The sequence below is a fragment of the Glaciimonas immobilis genome, assembly GCF_011947285.1.
In the GTDB taxonomy this organism is placed as follows: domain Bacteria; phylum Pseudomonadota; class Gammaproteobacteria; order Burkholderiales; family Burkholderiaceae_D; genus Glaciimonas; species Glaciimonas immobilis.
The window spans coordinates 1-21,450 of the sequence record NZ_JAAOZT010000001.1 but is presented as its reverse complement, the minus strand read 5'-3'; the positions used below and the strand labels follow the sequence as shown (position 1 = coordinate 21,450).

Below are 21,450 nucleotides of genomic sequence, written 5' to 3'. Positions count from 1 at the left end.
AACATTAGCCGTCATCTCTGAGGGCCATGCCGGCGTTAAAAAGTATTAGTATTCTATAGCAACATTCATGCCAAAAACAAAACGGGAGGCTTTCGCCCCCCGATGCTCCCGGAGCCTTCAGACTCCTGAGATAGGTGCTTTTTATTTTTTCTTGGAAGATTCTTTTTGTGCGGCAGGCACGACTGCATAAACAGATGGCTCGCCTGAATCCGTTGGCTTGGCCAAGGCCGCCTTCAGTTCCGGGCTCATCGGGATGTTCAGGGTAATTCCTTTTGGAGGGATTGGCGACAAGAACCATTTGGCGTAAATCTTGTTGATTTCGCCCGATTTATAGACATTGGCTAATGCAGTATCGACTGCCTTTTTGAAAGGCAAATCGCCGGAACGTTCGATGATACCGTACGGCTCGACTGACAACGCTTCGGTAGTAATTGCGTAATCGGTTGGATTTTTTGAGCTTGCTGCAAGCGACGACAACAAAATATCATCCATTGCGAACGCAACCGCGCGACCTGTCTCAACCATCAAAAAAGCTTCAGCGTGATCTTTTGCCGCCAGAATGTTCATGCCCAGCTTACGCTCGCCGTTCAATTCGGTGATCTGCTTCAGGTTCGACGTACCGGAAGTAGATACGATCGTTTTACCTTTCATATCGTCAAGCTTGGTAATGTTGGCCGATTTTTTGGCCAGCAAACGATTGGCTGTAACGAACATCGTCGGCGCAAACGAAACGACTTTCTGACGCTCAAGATTGTTGGTCGCAGAGTCGCAAGACAGATCGATAGCACCATTTGAAATTAGTGGAATACGCGTTGCTGACGTCACCGGCACCATCTTTACATTCAATGCAGACATACCCAGTTGCTTTTGGATAGCAGTTGCTGCCTTCATACATAAATCAATGGAGTAACCTTGATACGATTGCTTGTCATCCAGATATGAAAACGGGATCGAAGAATCACGAACACCCAACGTGATTGTGCCAGTATCCTTGATTTTCTTCAGCGTACCTGTCAGTTCTTGCGCTTGCGCCGCGCCAACAATCACACCAACGCTGATTAGCGCAACGATTAACTTTGATACCTTCATAACGACTCCCCGGAAAATAATAGTTTAGTTTAACAAAATCACACTGCAACAGAGAAACTTTCTCTGTCATTTTATCAACGCAAGCGATTATAGAAAAGCCATCTAATTATCAACTTGCGCCGTACTGCAATCGCACCAGTGCAAACAGTCGATACTAAATAAATAACACCAAATGGTTTCATTCATCAGCATCACCGAATGGACTTTCAGTGCATCTCCGATGCCAGCTAACCAGCGCCAAAGATATTTACCAATACTGTGTTACTGCAACCCTTATCACTATCAATCACCGACCTGATCGGACGGAAACCGCCATGACTCTCTCAACAGATAACCCATGGGCATTTTTAAATTAATGTTATTTTTCGCCGCTATCGGATTCAGAAACCATTTTTGATACATCGCATTTAATTCACCATCCTGAATCAGATGCGCCATTTCGCGGTCTACCAAGGTCTTGAATATGGGATCATCCTTGTTCAACATGATCGCATACGGTTCTGTACTTAGCGCGTCGCCGACAACTGCATAAGCAGCGGGTTTTTTGGACGCCGCCCGCAAGCCGTACAACAACACATCATCCATCACAAATGCATCGACTTTTTTATCCTCCAGCATACGAAAAGAATCCGTATGCTCCCGACCTTCGCGCAATGCAATATTCAACGAGCGCACTTGTCCGCGATCGGTGAGTATTTGCACACTGGTCGTACCTTTGGTGGACGCCACTTTCTTGTCGCGCAGGTCTGGCCAATTCTTAATACCTGAATCGGTATTAACAATCATACGCACCCCGGCGATAAAATGGGCAATCGTAAACCCGACCTGCTTGCGGCGCTCTGCGGTATTTGTCGTCACACCACACTCGAGATCGGCCTTCCCTTCTACGATGGTCGGAATGCGCGTAGAAGAAGTGACCGGAACATAAACGATTGCTAGTTGGGGCAACTTTAATTGATGTTTGACTGCTTCCGCAATTTTCAGACAAATATCAACGGCATAACCAGTTGGCTGTTTATTTTGATCCAGAAAAGAAAACGGAATTGCCCCTTCACGATACGCGATCGTCATGGTTTGAGACTCTCGAATCTTGCCTAAAACATCAGCATGTACGTTCGCGGATGCAATACCGGTCAGCAACATACTACAAGCCAGCGCTAATTTTTTAAGCCCCGAATCGACCTTGCCACTTGATCGCAGGTCCGGTTGTGTGGACGTTGGCACCGCTGTTTCGGTGGATTTTTCCGGGCTTACTCCTGAGTTTATTCCTATTCTTAAAACAGCTGCTTTAGCAAATTTTCCCCTCATAACCACACTCTCCCCTAAAAGATGCGCTCACACCGCAGCCCGATTTTGTTACGCAAGATTTACGCCAGCAGTAACAATTTCAGATCAGCGATAACGATTGATTTCCCCTTTTACGCCGAACGCAAAGACACTGGCGCAACATGTCACCAAAGCATTATGCCCGTCACGCTTTAGCCTTTCCGGCTCCGGATAATCGTAATGCAATGCGCGCATGACAATGCAAGGGGGAAACTATCTGACTATAGCGCAAACTTTATCAAGGGTACAACCCGCGCATTTCGCGGGCTTGCAAGACGCGGGTGCAGGCCATGATAAATGCCGCTGTGCGTAACGATACTTTTTTCTCTTCTGCGAGTTGCCATACTGACGTAAACGCCTCGCGCATGATGCGGGTGAGGCGTAAATTAATTTCGTCTTCTGTCCAAAAAAAACTGGAAAAATCTTGCACCCATTCGAAATAACTAACGGTGACACCCCCCGCGTTAGCGATAACATCGGGCACAATTAAAACACCTTTGTCATGCAAGATATCATCAGCGGCGGGTGTAGTCGGGCCGTTTGCGCCTTCCAGAATGATTTTTGCACGGATAGTGTGCGCGGTATCGACGTTGATTTGTTGCTCCAGCGCTGCAGGAATCAAAATATCACAATCGGTGGCCCAAAACAGTGCCCGGTCAGCAATCTCTTCGCCGCCCTGAAAGCCCGCCACGCTGCCGTTCGCTAGCACGTACTCTTGCAGTGCCACCACATCCAGCCCACTCTCGCGCACGACGGTGCTCACGTGATCCTGCACGGCAACCACTTTGGCACCGGCCTCAGAAAACAGCCGGGCCGCGATGCCGCCAACGTTACCGAAGCCCTGCACCGCAACCCGGGCACCTTTAATATCGAGACCGCGTTTGACGGCGGCTTCGCAGCCGACCACAAATACGCCCCGGCCGGTTGCTTCGCGTCGGCCCAGACTGCCGCCGAGTGAAATCGGCTTCCCGGTCACGACGCCGGATGCGGTGCTGCCCTGATTCATGGAATAGGTATCCATCATCCACGCCATGATTTGCTCGTTGGTGTTGACATCGGGCGCGGGAATATCTTTATTCGGGCCGATGATGATATTGATTTCACTGGTATAGCGCCGTGTCATCCGTTGCAATTCGCCGGGAGACAGCGTTTTTGGATCTACACGAATTCCACCTTTTGCGCCACCATAAGGCACGTTGACTGCGGCGTTTTTGACGGTCATCCATGCAGATAATGCCATCACTTCCGATAAAGTTACGTCTTGATGAAAACGTACACCGCCCTTGCCGGGACCACGTGAAGTGTTGTGCTGTACCCGGTATCCTTCGAAATGGGCAATGGTGCCATTGTCGCGCTCGATTGGCACATCAACGATCAGAATCCGCTTAGGCCGTTTCATGGTCTCTACCCAGCGCGCCAAGGGGCCGAGATAGGGTGTCACACGATCAATTTGCTCAAGATAATCGCCCCATGGACCGATGCCATGACTCGACAAATAAGAAGGTATTTCATGCTGGATAGACATGTTCGTACGCGCTCCGTAGGTTGCAATGCGTTGATTTAGCAAAGGTGAGGTACAGTAAAATAGTCACACCAATCTCGCAGCGAATCGTAAAACATTGCTACCCTCTCGTTCCAATGCTTTGTATGCATGAATCTATGCATTTTTTGCATGGAACCAAACAGCCAGGAAACGCAAAGAGTTACTGTGCCCGTTTTTTACTCACTGTGACGTGCGATGCGTGCTGCTGCTGGAGGTAAGCCCAGAGCCGTGCGACCACTGGCTTGCCGGGCCGGTGGGCCGTCGGGCGTTCGCGATAGAGGCGAATTTCCATCGTAGCTTCCCACTCCGGTGCGCCATCATCGACCCGCGCCAACTGCTTTAACTTGACCTCGCGCGTGACGGCGGACTCCGGCAAAAATGCAACGCCGTGACCTTCGAGGGCCATCATTTTCAAACCCTCTGCCATATCCGTCTCATAGCGTTTGTCCAGATGCAGCGGCTGCTTGGCATCGTTTAATATCAATTCCACCATCCGTCCAAGGTAAGCGTTACTGGTATAGGACAAGAAAGGCAAAGGTGCGTCAATGCTGCCCGGTAGCAAATAATCCGGCACCCCTGCTTTATTGCAATGCGCATAAGCGCGCAATACTTCGCTGCCCAAGGTGAGCATGTCATACCGCCCGGAATCGAGTTGCACTGGCTGGCGCGGATGGTGATAACAAAGCAGTAAGTCGCAGCCGCCATCGACCATCGTCATCACGGCATCATGAACGTTGAGCGCAATGAGGCGCGTGGTAAGTGGTCCGAAATCGGTTTCAAGCATGCGTATCCAGCGCGGCATGTACGTCAGCGACAACGTGTGCGGAACGGCGAAATCGACTGTACTTAATCCGGTCGGTCGCTTGCCGCGCATCAGCGCACGGGCGTTGTTAATCTGACCGAGCATCTCCATCGCCTGTTCATAAAACACTTCACCGGACGGCGTCAGGCGCGTCGGATAGGAGGTGCGATCAATCAGATCGGCCCCCAGCCATGCCTCAAGAGATTGGATTCTGCGGGAGAAGGCAGGCTGCGTGACATGGCGCAATTCTGCGGAGCGGCTGAAACTATGCGTTTCTGCCAACGAAATAAAGTCTTCTAACCATTTACTTTCCATGCCGCCATCGTAACGCGAATAACCCGGAACCGGGCCTTTCACGATTTGATAAGTCTGCATAAGGGTTCAAATAGCGGAAAGTACTTAGTTAAGCTTCGACAAATGGCGTCTGCGAAATAGACGGCGGCGACACTGCCTGCGCTTCCTCCGGATGCGCCTGCTGACGTGCCCACATTTGCGCATAAGCGCCATCCGCTGCCAACAATTGCCCATGCGTGCCGCGCTCAATAATGCGACCGTGATCCAATACCAGAATCTGCTCCGCGTCTGCAATCGTGGACAAGCGATGGGCGATGACCAGTGTGGTGCGGTTTTTGGCGATCTCTTTTAATTGCGTCTGGATTGCCTGCTCTGATTTAGAGTCCAGCGCAGAAGTCGCCTCGTCGAAAATCAGCAGGGCTGGATTTTTTAGAAGCGTGCGCGCAATCGCTACACGCTGTTTCTCACCGCCCGATAATTTTAAGCCGCGCTCGCCCACCATCGATGCATAACCATCTGGTAATGACTCGATAAAATCATGAATATGCGCCGCCTTTGCGACCGCAATAATTTGGTCTTTACTGGCGTCGGGCATACCGTAAGCGATGTTGTATTCGATACTATCGTTAAACAATACGGTGTCCTGCGGCACAATGCCGATGGCCTGGCGTAAAGAAGTTTGCGTAATACTGCGTAAATCCTGCCCATCTATGGTGATTTTCCCCTGATCGATATCGTAAAAGCGAAATAGCAACCGCGACAGTGTTGACTTGCCCGATCCGCTATGACCGACCACGGCGGTAGTAGTGCCGGCCAGTATCGTGAAATCGACATCAAACAAGATTTGCCGATTGCTTTCATAACTAAAATCAACGTGCGAAAAATGTACTTGTGCGCCACTGGTGAACAGCGGCATGGCGTCCGGCGCATCGGCTATTTCACGGTTCTCGTCGAGCAGTGAAAACAGGCGTTCCATGTCAGCCAGACTTTGTTTGATTTCGCGATAGATCACACCCAAAAAGTTGAGTGGAATATATAGCTGAATCATGAACGAATTCACTAGCACCAAGTCACCAAGTGTCATCTTGCCATCGATCACACCTTGCGTTGCGCGCCATAAAATTAACGTCACAGCGATAGCAATGATAAGCGACTGACCAGTATTCAATATGGACAGTGACGTCTGCGATTTTACGGCTGCGGTTTCATAGGCCATTAAGCCGTCGTCGTAGCGCTTGGCTTCGTACGATTCATTGCCAAAATATTTGACGGTTTCGTAATTGATCAGCGAATCAATGGCTTTGGTGTTGGCCTTTGAATCCAGCGTATTCATGGTGCGTCGAAAATGGGTGCGCCACTCCGTCACGACGACGGTGAACGCAATATAAGTCACAAGCGCCGCGCTGGTGATGACGGTGAACCAGATGTCGTAATGGAGCGCCAGATAACTGAGCACTAGCGTAATCTCAACCAAAGTCGGCAAGATGCTGAACAATGTGTACGATACCAGCGACGATATGCCGCGCGTACCCCGCTCGATATCGCGCGTCATGCCGCCGGTCTGGCGATTCAAATGGAAGCGCAGCGACAATGCATGCAGATGCCGAAATACCTGCAACGCAATGGTACGCACCGCACGTTGCGTCACGCGCGCAAAGACGAATTCACGCAATTCTGTGAACAGTGTCGTGCTGAGTCGCAATGCGCCATAGGCTGCCAAAATGCCGAGTGGCAAAATTAGCATAGCCTGAGGATGCGTTGCGGTGATCGTCATGCTGTCGACTAATCGCTTAAGGACTAACGGCACGCCAACGTTGGCCATTTTGGCGGCGATCAGAAACAACAGCGCTAGCGATACTCGCCATTTATAGGTCCATAGATAGGGTAATAACGTTTTTAACGTGGCCCAATCGCTATGTTTAGGAGCTGGCACCGGAGTGGCGGCATCTGAGGAAGAGGAAGAATAACGACGCATGGATAGAATGTAGTGGAATGGTTTATGCTAAGCACGAATCAACCATTGTAGCTGTTAAAGATTAAAGGATTATCAACATGACCGAACAAAGTATCAGCGCCAACGCGGACGCCCTTCCCCTTGGCAAAATGCCGCAATTACGCGTAATGCCCATGCCAAGCGACGCCAACGTGTACGGCGACGTCTTTGGCGGCTGGATTATGGCGCAGGTGGATATCGCAGGCTCTTTACCGGCAACCCGCCGTGCCAATGGGCGCGTAGCAACCATCGCCGTCAATTCGTTTGTATTTAAAAATCCTGTATTCGTCGGCGACCTGCTGTCGTTCTACGCTGAAATCATCAAAGTCGGCAATACTTCAATTACGGTCAATGTAGAAGTCTACGCCGAACGCAATCGGCTGCAAGCGGAAACCGTAAAAGTGACCGAAGCGACATTAACTTACGTCGCGACCGATGCGACCCGCAAACCGCGTCAGATCCCGAAAGTAGAATGATCGGAGGTCACACTTTGCCCGGCGCGCAGTCGTTTGTATCCCGTACGGCGCTAACGGGCTGCACCCAACTCCTGAGAGATCGCCGCGGCAGTCTGCTTCACGATCGGGATTAACGCCTGCATCCGTTTATATGGCATGTAAGGTATCGTGCTCGAAACACTGATCGCAGCAACGATCCGGTGACTTGCATCGCGGATTGGTGCGGCGACACAACGGATCGATGGCTCGTTGTCTTCCAGGTCAAAGGAGTAACCGCCCTGAGCGTATTGCTGCATGTGCTCCAGGAACGCGTTCCAACTACCTTTTTTAAATAATTTTGCGCTATCGACCGTAGTCGCAAAAGAGCGCTTGCCATACAATTCTTTCCAGCCGTCTTCGCTCATTCCCAACATCAGCGCCTTACCGACACCAGTTGTTGCGATTGGCATCCGATGCCCGATGCGTGAACGCATTTCGAGACCTTTCTTGCCAGAAATTTTATCCAGATACAATACGTCATCAGCATCGCGTATCGCCAGATGAATCGTGTCGCTGGTTTGCTCCGCAAGCAATTCCAGATAAGGTCGCGCAACGACCGACAGCGATACCTCCTCGCGCGCCTGAAAACCGAGTTCAATCAATTTTGGCCCCAAGCCATAACCGGTCGTTAAACTGAACCGTAAATACCGCTCTTGCACCAGACAACTGGCAAGCCGATGCGTGGTGCTGCGCGTCGTTCCAACGACGGCGGCGATTTCCATCAAATCCCGTGCTCCCCCAGCGACCGCGTGCATCACTGCGAGTCCACGGGTCAGCGTTTGCGTGCCGGTGGGATTTGCGCCGTTTTGCGTCCCCTCTGCTGGAATTGCTGCGCCTTCTGGCTTGATCATGTTGACGCTTTCTATTTTAAAATTACTTGCGATATTTGGCCCGAACCGGCCAGGGAAGCTTCCGCAATGTATCTGCTTGCCATATTCTCACACAAATCAGCGTTAAAATCCCACATATTGGTATGAAGTTTCATATATTGACAAAATATTTGCGAGGGTCTAGAGTGCCATGACTGCTTAAAAAAGTTGATAACCGCACCGTCCTCGGTTTCGTTTGCCGCTACCGAAAAAACTAACGCAAAAAACACGTCACTAAAATTAAAAACTACATCACAAGACGAAAGTAACAATGAAAGCACCGTTTAAGGCAAATCCATGACGCAAACGCAATTAATCGCCTTGGACTGGGGCACCTCGTCGTTGCGCGCCTATCGTCTCGGGCCGGATGGCGCGGTGTTGGAACAACGCCAGCTTGCTACCGGAATCATGCATTTACCTCCAGTGAGCAGCGCCGACCAGGCGGCGCTGGGCGATAAGGCTGGCTTTGAAATCGCGCTTAAACAAGCTTGCGGCGACTGGCTCATGGCGGCACCGGAAATACCGCAAATACCCATTATCGCCTGCGGCATGATAGGCAGCATGCAGGGTTGGAGCGAAGCGCCCTATCTGCCTACGCCGATTGCGATTAATCAAATCGGCAATACCTTAACAACGGTGCAAACTTCCGATAAATTAATCATCCATATTGTGCCGGGACTGATACAACATTCCGAGCTACCCAACGTCATGCGTGGCGAAGAAACCCAGGTCATCGGCGCGTTGTCCATCGCGACCGAGAGGCAACGCAAGTCAGGCAAGAGGCAGGTTGACGAGGTATTAATCGGATTGCCCGGTACGCATTCAAAATGGATCCGCGTGCATCAACACAGTACGGTGCCGACTATCCAGCAGTTCGACACCTTCATGACCGGTGAGGTCTACGCCGCGTTATGTGCGCATACTATTTTGGGGCGCACCATGCAAGCCGCTATAAGCGCGCCTAGCGACGACGATCATGCTGGAAACGCTGCATTCCTGCGTGGCTTGGATGTGGCGCAAACGGTTGCCGGTCGGGCCGGTGTGCTCTCTACCATCTTTAGTACCCGCACATTGGGGCTGACCGGCGTGCTGGATGGTACCGGCCAACGCGAGTACCTGTCCGGCCTATTGATCGGGCATGAAATCGCAGTCTTACGCGCATCCCTCGAACAGCTGATTCAGCGACCGCAACAAATTATCCTGATCGGCGATAACGCATTGTGTGCGCGCTACAAACAGGCGCTGGAAGTGTATGAAATTAACGACGCTGCGGTGATGTCGCAGGCGACGGAACGCGGCTTGTGGATGCTGGCAGAGCACGCCGGTCTGGTGTCTGCGAACCGGTCTTGAAAGAACCTTGAGTGCGACCGTGGTCCGTCGCAACTCGGACAAAGAGTTACCAATACGCATACCCTTTAGGAAAATAAATATGCTAAAAAAAGCGATGGAACAATGCGGCATGATCGCGATTCTACGTGGGGTCCATCCCGGTGAAGTGGCTGCCATCGGCATGGCCCTGTATGCCGCTGGATTCCGTGTGATTGAAGTCCCCCTCAACTCTCCGGAACCCTTTGAAAGTATCCGGATATTGCGTACCACATTAGCTGCCGATTGCATCGTTGGTGCGGGCACTGTTTTAACCTTATCTCAGGTAGCCGAAGTGAAAAATGCTGGCGGCGAGATCATCGTCATGCCGCATAGCGACGCCGCCATCATTAGCGCCGCCAAGCATGCCGGAATGGCCTGCGCACCCGGGGTTGCGACTGTAACAGAAGCCTTTGCCGCCTTGGCCGCGGGTGCCGATGTCCTAAAGATGTTTCCGGCGGAGCAGCTGGGGCCTAGCGTCGTAAAAGCCTGGCGAGCAGTGATTCCATCGAGTGTTGCGCTGGTGCCGGTCGGCGGTATCACGCCAGAAAACATGGCTCCGTATATCGCTGCTGGCGCATCTGGATTCGGTCTGGGATCTGCGCTTTATAAGCCCGGCATGCAGGTTGAGCAAGTCCGTCAAAACGCAGCGCAATTTATCGCCGCCTGGCAAGCCGTCTCTTAACGCGCGGTCAATAAAATAATAGGGAGATCACCACATGAAAATTACTAAACTTACGACCTACATTGTGCCGCCCCGATGGTGCTTCTTAAAAATTGAAACCGATGAAGGTATCGTCGGTTGGGGCGAGCCAGTAGTTGAAGGCCGGGCGCATAGCGTGGCCGCGGCGGTTGAAGAACTGTCCGATTATCTGATTGGCAAAGACCCCCGTAACATCGAAGACCACTGGACCGTACTCTATCGCGGCGGATTTTATCGTGGCGGCGCGATCCATATGAGCGCATTAGCCGGGATCGATCAGGCCTTGTGGGACATCAAGGGCAAAGCGCTGGGTGTCTCGGTCAGTCAGTTACTGGGCGGTCCGGTGCGCGACAGCATCAAGGTCTACTCGTGGATCGGTGGCGACCGCCCTGCAGATACCGCAGCGGCAGCCAGAGATGCCGTTGCACGCGGCTTTAGCGCGGTCAAAATGAACGGCACCGAAGAATTGCAATTCGTCGATTCGTACGACAAAGTTGAAATGATGCTGGCCAACGTTGCCGCCGTGCGCGAGGCAGTCGGACCACACATCGGCATCGGCGTCGACTTCCACGGTCGCGTACACAAACCGATGGCAAAAATCCTGATCAAGGAACTCGAACAATATAAATTGATGTTCATTGAAGAACCGGTCCTGAGCGAAAACTACGAAGCGCTAAAAGAGCTGGCGCATCTGACCAGTACGCCGATTGCACTGGGCGAGCGGTTGTATTCACGTTGGGATTACAAACGGATTCTTAGCGAAGGTTATGTGGACATCATCCAGCCCGATGTTTCGCACGCTGGCGGCATTACCGAAACCCGCAAGATCGCCACGATGGCAGAGGCCTACGATGTCGCGGTTGCGTTACACTGCCCGCTTGGGCCGATCGCATTAGCCGCCTGTCTGCAGGTGGACGCGGTCTCGTACAACGCCTTTATCCAGGAACAGAGTCTGGGCATCCATTACAACGAGAGTAATGACTTGCTCGATTACGTCGTTGATCCGGGCGTGTTCGCTTATAACGAGGGTTATGTGACGATACCGCAAGGACCGGGGCTAGGAATCGAAATTAATGAAGATTATGTGAAAGAACGTGCAGCCCTTGGCCACCGCTGGCGCAATCCGATCTGGCGGCACAAGGACGGCAGTTTCGCAGAATGGTAAATTGATCGGTCGTGCTGTGTGGTAAACGATCCGCGACCGGCGAACAGGCTGCATAAGCAAAAAATCCCTGACGTGCGCTAAGCACAGTCAGGGATTTTTTTATTTTTGAGTGATTTCAGGTTCCGCATGCAGAACTAGATTGCCCTTAATATATTCTCAATGCGCAACCGAAACCGCCACATCAAGCGACTTGCTTTTGCTCTACTTTTTCATCTCGCAATTCACGGCGCAGAATCTTACCTACGTTGGTCTTCGGCAGCTCTGTGCGGAACTCAATATATTTAGGTCGCTTGTAGCCAGTCAATTGTTCGCGGCAGTAACCCATCAATTGCTCGGCTGTCAACGCAGGATCCTTACGCACCACAAAAATCTTGACAGCTTCGCCAGCGTGTTCGTCCGGCACACCGATACAGGCACATTCAAGCACGCCGGGATGCTCGGCTATCACACCTTCCACTTCGTTCGGATATACATTGAATCCAGAGACCAGGATCATGTCTTTTTTGCGATCTACAATCTTGGTATAACCTTGCTCGTCCATTATGCCGATATCTCCGGATTTAAAGAATCCATCCGCTGTCATGACCATCGCGGTTTCATCGGGACGGTTCCAGTATCCGGCCATTACTTGCGGTCCGCGGATGGCTATTTCACCGGGTTGGCCTAACGCAACCGGGTTACCAGCGTCATCCAGAATCACCATTTCTGTCGACGGTAAAGGCAGACCGATAGTGCCGTTATAGGCGGTAATAGTGGCAGGATTGGCAGAGGCGATCGGAGAGGTTTCGGATAGTCCGTAACCTTCGACAATCGGGCAACCGGTGACTGCCATCCACTTGTCTGCAACGGCTTTCTGTACCGCCATGCCGCCGCCAACACAGACCCGATAAGTGGAGAAATCCAGCTTGCAAAATTCAGGATTATTCACCAACGCGTTGTAGAGCGTATTGACGGCAGGGAACGTGTTAATTTTGTACTTTGCCAGTTCCTTGATCAGACCGGGAATGTCGCGCGGATTAGGTATCAGCAGATTGAGCGCACCTTCACGTGTACCGAACAGGCAGCACGTAGTCAATGCAAAGATATGATACAGAGGCAAGGCACAAACAAACACCAGCTGCTCTGCGTCGGTGCCGCTTTCCATTGCTGGCGATAACCAGGCTTCAGCTTGTAAGACGTTGGCAATGACGTTTTTGTGCGATAGCGTCGCGCCCTTCGATACCCCGGTCGTCCCGCCGGTGTATTGCAGAAAAGCCACGTCGTTGAGCGTCGTCTTAATCGGCTTTAGTGTCATTAATGACGATTCCGAGAGCATGCGCTTAAACGGTGTACTGCCCGGGAGTGAAAATGCCGGCACCATTTTTTTCACATGCCGCACCACCAGATTCACGATCAAACCTTTGGCTCCCATCAGGTCACCCATGGTGGCGACGACAACATGCTTTACCTTGGTGTTTCTTAGCACTTGCTGCAAGGTTGTAGCGAAATTTTCCAGAACAAAGATCGCCTCGGCACCGGAGTCGTTTAACTGATGCTCCAGTTCACGCGGGGTATACAAAGGATTAACATTAACCACCGTATATCCGGCCCGTAGAACGGCAGCAATGACGACCGGATATTGCAGAATGTTGGGCATCATAATGGCAACGCGCGCGCCCTTTTGCATGCCCCTGCTTTGCAACCACGCTGCAACCTTTTTGGACATGTTATCGACTTCGGCATAAGTCAAAAATTTATCCATACAGACATAGGCTTTGCGCGACGCATATTTTTGGAACGCGTCTTCCAGCAAATGCACAAGTGAGCGAAACTGGGTGTAATCAATCTCGGCGGGAACGCCTTCGGGATACGATTTAAGCCAAAATTTATCCATGGTCTATCTTAGTCTCTCGTTGTTATTAATGCACTCTTGGAAAAGATTCGTCTTACTATCTGGTAGACCGACTCTCTAGTTCTACCGAACTCAAGTATTTGTATTCATGAAACATAAAAGTGATTACAAAAACAGACAATCTGTACTAAATGAGTACCAAATAAAAGAGGAACGTGCAGGAGCGGCTGCCTTTTATAAAAAAGCACGATTGTTTTATTCTGTAGTGATGCTAGCGGGCATAGCACCTACTTGCAAGCATTTTGACGCATATTCGAGTAACTCTTCGACATCATAGAGTGTTAAGGTGCAACATAAGTTTCCCGAGGGAAATCTGTGTCGACCTCGCGATGCAAGGTCAATGGCCGCGCCGCCTTAAGGTTTGGCGATGCTCCTGCAGCCAGGGCGAACAGCTGCCGATGGCGTTCTTTCTTGGGCAATTTTGCCAGCCGGGCGACGGCGATATAAAATTGCTGGAAGTTTTTTTGCTGCGCGAGCAATGCGCGGAATCCCGGTTCGAGATCATAATAAGTCCCTACCAAGGCCAGATGCGCGTTCGAGAGTGGCTCGGCAAACCAGCGGTCATAGCCGCCAAAGCCGCCCCACTGCTTTTTTAAGGTTTGATAGCTATCCTGAAGCGCTGTAAATATCAGGGCCTTTTTTCGCAATTTTTCCCGGTTACTTAATCCGCTGGCGTAGTTGTCCTGCAATTGCTGCCGATGGGTTAGAAGCAGCGCCAGGAAATCTGTTTTTCGTTCTTCGAATTCCTGATAAGCACGTCGTCTATCGTCGTTACCGTGGACTTCCAGCCATTTTTCTGTCCCTTCTTCTTCAACGGTGGTAGCAAATGCCTCGTTGAAGTCGGTATCGTCTTTCACATATAGCAGCTGATGCGAAAGCTCATGAAAAATGATGCGTGCCAACTCGGCATCCGGATAACGTATAAATGTAGATATGACCGGATCGTTGAACCAACCTAAAGTAGAGTAGGCGGGTACACCGAGTACTTGTACATCGTAGCCCTCGCTGCGAAGTTGCGCACCATATTGCTGGGCGCTTTGCTGGTTATAATAACCGCGATAGGACACACAGCCCGCAATGGGAAAGCACCATTGTTTTGGCTTCAACGATAAGGCCGGGGTCGCCACCACATTCCACAACACAAACTTGCGTTGCAACTGAACATAATTACGATAACTTTGGTTGTCGGGCAAGCGCAACTGCGTTACGGCGAATTGCCGAATTTCCTGCACCGTGCGCAGTTGCCCCTTCAGTTTTTCACTGGTAGACGGATCGCTCAGCCATACAGGAATTGGACGTGCATCGGCCAGCAATGAGAACTCTCCGCGCACGGCTTGCGCGTAATAATCCAACTGCGCGCAACCGCCTATCAGGGATGCAAAGAACGTTAGAAATAACGCGTTCACACCAATGATCGATAACTTTCCTGGCTGGATCGTGACCATGTGCGCGCTCCCCGGGTCCTGTCACATTGACTCAACCTCGACTAACACGTCATAAAATGTGGGTGCCCGTCCCATATCCGTCAGGCGCTGGCTGGTGACCTCATTCGCATTTTTTCCATCGGAGGCAAATTTTTTCCACCAGATAGATAGTCCGACCACCAATCCCGGTCGCGCTTTGTCAGTAACGCGAACCTTGGCCGTCAACGTGCCGCGATCATTAAAAATCCGCACCGCAGCACCGCTAGTAATGCCTCGCTGCGCGGCATCGGAAGGATGCATATCCAGATGCGGCTCGCCCTCGGTATCGCGCAGACTTTGTACATTTACAAAGCTTGAATTGAGAAAATTACGTGCAGGCGGGGATATCATCGCCAGAGGATATTTGATCGCCAGCAAAGGGTTGCTGGCGACCGATTCGTACGGTGGAATGTACGTCGGCAACGGGTCCAGTCCGTCGGCTTGCATGCTGGCACTAAAGAACTCACATTTACCTGATGGCGTCATGAATCCGCCATGCGCAAAGGGTGCATCGGGCATGATTAGTTTTTGCCAGCCCTTCTGCTTCAGTGCGTCCCAATCGAAATGGATTGCGCGCGGATGACTACTGTCAAAAGCCTGTGCGGCGATCGCATCGTCGCTCTCCTTAAAACAATCTTCATCGAATCCCATCCGCGCTGCCAACAACCGAAATATCTCGGTATTCGGCTTCGCTTCGCCCAACGGCGCGATGGCCGGATTGTTGGCGAGCATGTACAAATGACCGTACGCAGAATGCACGTCCGAGTGCTCAAGTTGCGTCGTGGCGGGCAATAATATATCGGCAAAATCGGCAGTATCTGTCTGAAAATGTTCGAGCACTACAGTAAACAAATCTTCACGGGCAAAGCCTGCTGCAACTGCGCTCGATTGCGGCGCAACCGCTACGGGATTTGCGTTATAAACTATCAGCGCTTCAATTTTAGAGCCGAAATCAACCGATGACTCCCGCAGTAAATCTGCGCCGATGGTGCTCATGTTAATCAACCGTGATGGCTTCTTTTGGCGTGTCAAAAGATCTGGTCGTTGCAGGGCCTGACTGTTTTTAGGAAAGCTATCCGATGTCGATAACTGGACCCCGCCAGCCGCGTGCCGCCAAGCCCCGACCAATGCCGGCAGACAAGTGATATTCCGTACCGCCATACCACCGCCATGCACCCGTTGCAGGCCATAATTAACCCGGATCGCGACACCGTCACCGGCGAGCGCAGCCGTACCGTAATCGCGCGCTAACTGAATGACTTCTTGCGCGCTTATGCCACACACCTCAGCAACGCGCTCTGGTGGCCACTCTAACGCGCGGGCTTGCAGCGCGTCAAATCCAAGCGTGTGTTGTGTGATGTAATCCTGGTCCAGCAGGCTCTCCGCTATCAACACATGCATCATGCCTAACGCCAATGCGGCATCGGTGCCCGGCAGCAAAGCAATATGTTGATGACATTTTTCTGCCGTCAGCGAACGATAAGGATCGATCGCAATCAGTTTTGCACCGTTGCGTTTTGCTGCCTGCACACGCATCCACAAATGCAGATTGGAAGCAATCGGATTGCCGCCCCAAATCAGGATCAATTTGGCATTCTGGAATTGTTCGGTGTCGGTTCCTATGCGGGCGCCGATAGTATACTTATAGCCTGCGCCTCCAGCGGACGAGCAGATAGTGCGATCCAGTAAGGAGGCACCAATCCGGTTAAAGAAACGCATCGACATTGATTCGCTTTGCACCAGTCCCATCGTGCCCGCGTAACTGTATGGCAAGATCGCGAGCGGATCTTTATCTGCTATCGCACCCAGGCGAGTCGCTATCGTTTCTATCGCCTCATCCCAACTGATGCGGGCGAATTTACCTTCACCCTTGGCACCAATTCGCTTCATGGGATATAGCAAGCGGTCTTTGTGATAAGTGCGCTCTGTGTAGCGTGACACTTTGGTACAGAGCACGCCAGCTGTCGTCGGATGATCGGGATCGCCCCGCACCTCGGTCGCCACGCCGTCTGTAACTGTGACCAACATGGCACAAGTGTCGGGACAATCGTGTGGACAGGCTGCGCGAACAATAGTTGTAGTCATGATCGTCTGGTTACGTATAAAAAGATTGGTGTCAATTTAGTTTGGATCCCTCAGACTATTTCTGCGAAAGGGAAATGACCGGATCTAACAGACGCATCATAAAGGCTTCGCATTGGGCGATCTGTTCCAGCGCAACGAATTCGTTCGGGCGATGCGCTTGTTCAATATTGCCGGGACCGCATACGACAGTCGGAATGCCTGCCCGTTGAAACAGGCCAGCCTCCGTGCCATACGATACCGCCCCTGTGGTCTTATTGCGCGATAGCGAAGCCGCCAACTGGACGATGGCGTCATGCTCTTTGGTATTCAGACCCGGTGCCGATGCCAGCCATTCAAAGGCGATCTTAGCGTTCGGCTCAACCAGTTGCATTTCTGGTAGTAATTTGGCCGCAAAATCCTGCACCTCCTGATACAGCACCCCTGCATCAACGCCCGGCATGGTGCGCGCTTCAAAATCGAAGACACATTCTTTAGGCACGATATTGGACGCCAGACCACCGTGAATTAAACCGGTCTGCATGGTGGTGTAGGGGACGGTAAATCCGTAGTCGCGCGTTTCAAGTTGTGCGAAGCGATCGGCCATCTGCCGGATGTACACGATGATGCGTGCGGCATATTCAATCGCGTTCACACCCAGAGTGGTGTAGCTAGAATGCGCTTCACGGCCGGTAATACAGCAGCGAAAACGGTTGGTGCCTTTGTGCGCAATAATCGGTTGCATTGAAGTTGGCTCGCCAACGATGCAACCGGCCGGGGTCAAGCCCAGTTCCTGTAAATCCTTGATGAGTCCTTGCACCCCGATGCAGCCAACTTCTTCATCGTACGACAACGCAAAATGCAACGGCGCATCCATGTCAGCTGCCAGGAATTTCGGTGCCATAGCCAGGGCAGTGGCGATATAGCCTTTCATGTCCGCTGAACCGCGTCCATACAACAATCCATCCTTGATCGTCGCCTTAAAGGGATCGGTATCCCAGGCTTGGCCTTCCACCGGCACAACATCGGTATGGCCGGAAAGAATCAGTCCCGGTTTCTTCCCCTGTCCCAAGGTAGCAAAGAGATTTGCCTTCTTTCCGCTCGCGTCATAGGTCAACCTTGATGTCACGCCCAGCCCGGCCAGATAGTCTCGGGTCCATTCGATCAAGCCCAGGTTTGAGTCGCGGGAGACGGTAGGAAACGCGATAAGGCGCTCGATCATGGTGATAATTTCGGGCGATGGATGAAGCGATGCTGGGCTTGGTACGGTGCTATTCATGGGTTCCTTTTTGGTGTTCGCTGAGGTGCAAGATATTCGTTAGCGGTGGCCTGAGCCGGCATAATCCTAGCGATTTATATGCCGCTTCAATCAAACTGGTTTACTATCTTCGACGATGCATATGCGTTATACCAATCAGAATCTTACCTTTGTTTGGAAGGTTTTGCCCAAGCCAATACGGAAGCTGGTGATCTAAGCGGCGATATAAATAATATTTACATAAAATCGCATCCATAATAGCAAGCGCGTCAAAGGAGGTTCTATATGATCATACAAGAAGTCAGTCCCGAAGCCAGCCCGGTGTCGATCCTACCCGACCATCATCCCCAAACCTGGCGCGCCGTTATTTCGTCCTCTATTGGGAACGCGCTGGAATGGTTCGATGTGCTGATTTATAGCGCCTTTGCCGTCACCATTGCCAAGTTGTTTTTCCCCACAGAAAACCAGACGGTGTCGTTGCTGATCACGTTTGCGACATTTGGCGTATCTTTCTTTATGCGTCCGCTGGGGGCGGTGATATTGGGTGCCTACTCAGACCGCGTCGGACGCAAGGCGGCGCTAACACTCTCCATTTTGCTGATGATGATCGGTACGTTAATGATTGCTGTCATGCCAACGTACGCGTCAATTGGCCTTTGGGCACCCGCAGGAATTGTATTAGCACGTTTGATTCAAGGCTTTTCTGCGGGCGGCGAATTCGGTAGTTCTACGGCTTTTCTCGTCGAACATGCACCGCATCGGCGCGGCTTCTTTTCTAGTTGGCAAGTGGCAAGCCAAGGACTCAGCATTTTGCTGGCCGCTAGCTTTGGTGCAGTTTTGTCTTCGCAGCTTTCCCCCGAACAGTTACAGGGATGGGGTTGGCGCCTACCGTTTATTTTCGGCCTGCTGATCGGTCCTGCCGGGTACTACATCCGTAGAAACCTTGAAGAGTCGCCAGAATTTTCGGCGACCAATGCCACCGCTACACCGCTCCGCGACATCCTGACTTTTCATAAAGAACGCCTGCTGATCGGAACTGGCAGCGTAATTATGGCAACAGTATCGGTATATCTGGTGATTTACATGCCGACCTATGCCGTCAAACAATTGGGTATGACCTCTGCCGCTTCGTTTAGCGCGACCATTCTTGCCGGAGCGATCATGATGTTTTTTTCGCCGCTGGTCGGCCACCTTTCGGACAAATATGGCAGAACACCGTTTATGCTGGCAAGTAGCATCCTGTTTGTGGTGATGACTTACCCTTTATTTTCTTACTTGTCTGTAAACCCGAGCTTCTTAAATTTGCTATTGGTTCAGGGCATCATCGGTATTTTGATGACGATGTATTTCGCCTCTATGCCTGCGCTGTTGTCAGATATTTTCCCCGTACAGACGCGCGGTACCGGGATGTCGCTTTGTTATAACATCGCAGTGATGATTTTTGGCGGCTTTGCCGGCATGACTATTACATGGCTAATTGCAGCCACGGGGAACAAGTTAGCGGTGACGTTTTATGTGATTGCTGGTGCGATATTGAGTGTGATTGCAACGCTTGCGGCGCGGCACAGGCTGCGTCTGCGGTAATCAATGTGCAACGTTGTCAATGTGTTGGTGCTAACCGCGAGTGGATTTTTCGTTAAGCTTCAACACAACTTAATTCTCTTCTGCGATTCGTCAAAAATTTAGCCATAAATCTTCCGTGAAAAGTCGTATAGCCATGGCCCCTCGTCGTGACGGCGGCCATGGCTGGGATCCTGCAACCTCCTCCACGCCAATCAGAAGGTCAACGATGCGTTACTACCGATCGGTGCCAGCTAGCGGGTTAATTTCGCTGGGGCGTTTTTGAAACCGTTAGGTAGTGGTGCAGCTTTGTATCGCGTCCCCGGACGCGATCCCAGAGGCGTCGCGAGATAATAAAATTCCCATCTCCAACTTTATAACCCATAAGTTGACATCAACCTTGCATATATGAAATTTTCTTTACTGTCTTGTCTTGTATTGCTTTCGTTGGGATTAAATAAGCGAGGTAAGGTAAGTAACAATGGATCAAGGCACATAAAATCTGGTACATTTTTGATCATTGTGTTTTTACGCCACCATTACTACGATTTTGGTAGAATTTACGGTTTTTAATCTATTATTTAGAGCCATGCGTGATAGCTTGCGGCAGATAAATTGACCGCTGATTATTGTCCATTAACACTTCCTACCTGCTTTTTTTGTCGAAAGTCTTCTATGTCAAACAAACGAATGGGTTTTAAACTCCTCACAATCGGATGCTTATTAGCGGGTATGCAGGCGGCCCATGCGATCGACTACACCCCCGACTCCGCTTCATTAGAAGTCGGCACCGGTAATAAGAGTCAATTTGTACGCGCCGCAACGCAATGGGATTGGGGCACCAAATGGTGGCAATCCAACGGGACGCATATTGGCGGTTATTGGGACTTGAGTCTGACGGAATTTCGGGAAAATCAGTATTTAAATTTTCCTGGGCAACAAAAGAAGATCACTGATATCGGTTTCACCCCTGTATTCCGCTTCCAAAAAGATGATAAAAAGGGTGCCTATGCCGAGGCAGGTATCGGCGTTCACGTGATGTCGCATTTATACGATAACAACAGCCGTCGTTTTTCTACAGCATTTGAGTTTGGTGACCATATAGGTGCCGGCTTTGTATTCAGCAACGGCGTTGATCTGGGTTTGAGACTGCAGCATTTTTCAAACGGCGGCATTAAGAAGCCCAATAGCGGTGCCAATTTTGCCATAGTGCGTGTTGGTTACCACTTTTAAGGCTAAAGCTCAGCCTTTTTGAATACTCCAAATAATTTCAAGGCCAGTCTTAATGCAAAAGTCAGTCTTTTGCTAAGATCGGGATGATCGGGCTTCACATATAAAGGAGATTCGTGAAAGGTCGTAGCCCACGCAGGTTAGCGGCCTTTTACTTTAACCGGGATTGCGATTGACGCCTCTGCGGCGCATTTTTAGAGACAGACGGTCCGGCGGGCACGCTTATTTACTTATGAAGCATGCCATAGCGCAAAGCGTACCGGCAAAGCAAAAACCCTCCTGGATTACTCCGGGAGGGTTTTTTAATAAGAGCCTGACGATGACCTACTTTCACACTGGTTGCA

General features: G+C 51.1%; 16 protein-coding genes. 6 read left to right on the top strand and 10 right to left on the bottom strand.

The genetic code is table 11. The features are described from left to right. Positions 1-141: 141 nt before the first annotated feature. From HAV38_RS00080 to HAV38_RS00060, 5 genes are all read right to left on the bottom strand, one after another. On the bottom strand, positions 142-1,089 hold the full coding sequence (locus HAV38_RS00080; RefSeq protein ID WP_168051220.1) for an amino acid ABC transporter substrate-binding protein: 948 nt from the start codon (positions 1,087-1,089) through the stop codon (positions 142-144). A 282-nt stretch (positions 1,090-1,371) separates the two neighbouring features. Continuing rightward, entirely contained in the window at positions 1,372-2,232 is an 861-nt protein-coding gene (locus HAV38_RS00075; RefSeq protein WP_375791677.1) for an amino acid ABC transporter substrate-binding protein, read from the bottom strand. A 421-nt stretch (positions 2,233-2,653) separates the two neighbouring features. After that, on the bottom strand, positions 2,654-3,940 hold the full coding sequence (locus HAV38_RS00070; RefSeq protein WP_168051216.1) for a Glu/Leu/Phe/Val family dehydrogenase: 1,287 nt from the start codon (positions 3,938-3,940) through the stop codon (positions 2,654-2,656). A 178-nt stretch (positions 3,941-4,118) separates the two neighbouring features. Continuing rightward, positions 4,119-5,075 carry a LysR family transcriptional regulator gene (locus HAV38_RS00065; RefSeq protein WP_168051952.1) on the bottom strand — a complete coding sequence of 319 codons (957 nt, stop codon included), beginning with the start codon at positions 5,073-5,075 and terminating at the stop codon, positions 4,119-4,121. A gap of 88 nt (positions 5,076-5,163) precedes the next feature. Continuing rightward, positions 5,164-7,029, bottom strand: coding sequence for an ABCB family ABC transporter ATP-binding protein/permease (locus HAV38_RS00060; RefSeq protein ID WP_168051214.1), 1,866 nt, complete (start codon positions 7,027-7,029; stop codon positions 5,164-5,166). A gap of 77 nt (positions 7,030-7,106) precedes the next feature. On the opposite strand from HAV38_RS00060, the gene HAV38_RS00055 reads away from it, so the two are divergent. Further along, positions 7,107-7,523 carry an acyl-CoA thioesterase gene (locus HAV38_RS00055; RefSeq protein WP_168051212.1) on the top strand — a complete coding sequence of 139 codons (417 nt, stop codon included), beginning with the start codon at positions 7,107-7,109 and terminating at the stop codon, positions 7,521-7,523. A 50-nt stretch (positions 7,524-7,573) separates the two neighbouring features. Here HAV38_RS00055 and HAV38_RS00050 read toward each other — a convergent pair whose 3' ends face one another. After that, complete coding sequence (locus tag HAV38_RS00050; RefSeq protein WP_168051210.1) at positions 7,574-8,392, bottom strand: IclR family transcriptional regulator; 819 nt, start codon at positions 8,390-8,392, stop codon at positions 7,574-7,576. Positions 8,393-8,707: 315 nt separating this feature from the next. On the opposite strand from HAV38_RS00050, the gene HAV38_RS00045 reads away from it, so the two are divergent. The 3 genes from HAV38_RS00045 to dgoD all read left to right on the top strand — a co-directional run bounded on the left by HAV38_RS00045 (position 8,708) and on the right by dgoD (position 11,643). Beyond that, positions 8,708-9,760 (top strand): 2-dehydro-3-deoxygalactonokinase, encoded by a 1,053-nt coding sequence (locus HAV38_RS00045; RefSeq protein WP_168051208.1) that lies wholly within the window; start codon positions 8,708-8,710, stop codon positions 9,758-9,760. Positions 9,761-9,839: 79 nt separating this feature from the next. Then, the gene (locus tag HAV38_RS00040) at positions 9,840-10,460 is read left to right on the top strand and encodes a 2-dehydro-3-deoxy-6-phosphogalactonate aldolase (protein ID WP_168051206.1); all 621 of its coding nucleotides are present in this window, start codon (positions 9,840-9,842) and stop codon (positions 10,458-10,460) included. A gap of 34 nt (positions 10,461-10,494) precedes the next feature. Next, complete coding sequence (dgoD, locus tag HAV38_RS00035) at positions 10,495-11,643, top strand: galactonate dehydratase (protein ID WP_168051204.1); 1,149 nt, start codon at positions 10,495-10,497, stop codon at positions 11,641-11,643. A 181-nt stretch (positions 11,644-11,824) separates the two neighbouring features. Here dgoD and HAV38_RS00030 read toward each other — a convergent pair whose 3' ends face one another. The 4 genes from HAV38_RS00030 to argE form a co-directional block, all read right to left on the bottom strand. Next, positions 11,825-13,516, bottom strand: a complete 1,692-nt coding sequence (locus tag HAV38_RS00030; RefSeq protein WP_168051202.1) for a long-chain fatty acid--CoA ligase — start codon at positions 13,514-13,516, stop codon at positions 11,825-11,827. A 299-nt stretch (positions 13,517-13,815) separates the two neighbouring features. Next, a complete protein-coding gene (locus HAV38_RS00025; RefSeq protein WP_168051200.1) occupies positions 13,816-14,979 on the bottom strand; it encodes an aminopeptidase in 1,164 nt (387 codons plus the stop codon). A gap of 21 nt (positions 14,980-15,000) precedes the next feature. After that, on the bottom strand, positions 15,001-17,082 hold the full coding sequence (locus HAV38_RS00020; protein ID WP_168051198.1) for a molybdopterin-containing oxidoreductase family protein: 2,082 nt from the start codon (positions 17,080-17,082) through the stop codon (positions 15,001-15,003). Positions 17,083-17,137: 55 nt separating this feature from the next. After that, positions 17,138-18,337, bottom strand: a complete 1,200-nt coding sequence (gene argE, locus HAV38_RS00015; protein ID WP_168051196.1) for an acetylornithine deacetylase — start codon at positions 18,335-18,337, stop codon at positions 17,138-17,140. A gap of 264 nt (positions 18,338-18,601) precedes the next feature. Between argE and HAV38_RS00010 the strand changes: the two genes are divergently transcribed. Both HAV38_RS00010 and HAV38_RS00005 read left to right on the top strand, forming a co-directional pair. Continuing rightward, positions 18,602-19,900, top strand: coding sequence for an MFS transporter (locus HAV38_RS00010; protein WP_168051194.1), 1,299 nt, complete (start codon positions 18,602-18,604; stop codon positions 19,898-19,900). A gap of 708 nt (positions 19,901-20,608) precedes the next feature. Continuing rightward, complete coding sequence (locus HAV38_RS00005) at positions 20,609-21,109, top strand: acyloxyacyl hydrolase (protein WP_245182139.1); 501 nt, start codon at positions 20,609-20,611, stop codon at positions 21,107-21,109. The last annotated feature ends 341 nt before the right edge of the window (positions 21,110-21,450 follow it).

Excerpts from the sequence above, each read along its gene's own strand:
- HAV38_RS00080 (WP_168051220.1), bottom strand. The coding sequence starts at position 1,089 with ATGAAGGTATCAAAGTTAATCGTTGCGCTAATCAGCGTTGGTGTGATT.
- HAV38_RS00060 (WP_168051214.1), bottom strand. The coding sequence starts at position 7,029 with ATGCGTCGTTATTCTTCCTCTTCCTCAGATGCCGCCACTCCGGTGCCA.
- argE (WP_168051196.1), bottom strand. The coding sequence starts at position 18,337 with ATGAATAGCACCGTACCAAGCCCAGCATCGCTTCATCCATCGCCCGAA.
- HAV38_RS00005 (WP_245182139.1), top strand. The coding sequence starts at position 20,609 with ATGCAGGCGGCCCATGCGATCGACTACACCCCCGACTCCGCTTCATTA.
- HAV38_RS00050 (WP_168051210.1), bottom strand. The coding sequence starts at position 8,392 with ATGATCAAGCCAGAAGGCGCAGCAATTCCAGCAGAGGGGACGCAAAAC.
- HAV38_RS00075 (WP_375791677.1), bottom strand. The coding sequence starts at position 2,232 with ATGTTGCTGACCGGTATTGCATCCGCGAACGTACATGCTGATGTTTTA.
- HAV38_RS00055 (WP_168051212.1), top strand. The coding sequence starts at position 7,107 with ATGACCGAACAAAGTATCAGCGCCAACGCGGACGCCCTTCCCCTTGGC.
- HAV38_RS00025 (WP_168051200.1), bottom strand. The coding sequence starts at position 14,979 with ATGGTCACGATCCAGCCAGGAAAGTTATCGATCATTGGTGTGAACGCG.
- HAV38_RS00010 (WP_168051194.1), top strand. The coding sequence starts at position 18,602 with ATGATCATACAAGAAGTCAGTCCCGAAGCCAGCCCGGTGTCGATCCTA.
- HAV38_RS00030 (WP_168051202.1), bottom strand. The coding sequence starts at position 13,516 with ATGGATAAATTTTGGCTTAAATCGTATCCCGAAGGCGTTCCCGCCGAG.
- HAV38_RS00070 (WP_168051216.1), bottom strand. The coding sequence starts at position 3,940 with ATGTCTATCCAGCATGAAATACCTTCTTATTTGTCGAGTCATGGCATC.
- HAV38_RS00045 (WP_168051208.1), top strand. The coding sequence starts at position 8,708 with ATGACGCAAACGCAATTAATCGCCTTGGACTGGGGCACCTCGTCGTTG.
- HAV38_RS00040 (WP_168051206.1), top strand. The coding sequence starts at position 9,840 with ATGCTAAAAAAAGCGATGGAACAATGCGGCATGATCGCGATTCTACGT.
- dgoD (WP_168051204.1), top strand. The coding sequence starts at position 10,495 with ATGAAAATTACTAAACTTACGACCTACATTGTGCCGCCCCGATGGTGC.
- HAV38_RS00020 (WP_168051198.1), bottom strand. The coding sequence starts at position 17,082 with ATGACTACAACTATTGTTCGCGCAGCCTGTCCACACGATTGTCCCGAC.
- HAV38_RS00065 (WP_168051952.1), bottom strand. The coding sequence starts at position 5,075 with ATGGAAAGTAAATGGTTAGAAGACTTTATTTCGTTGGCAGAAACGCAT.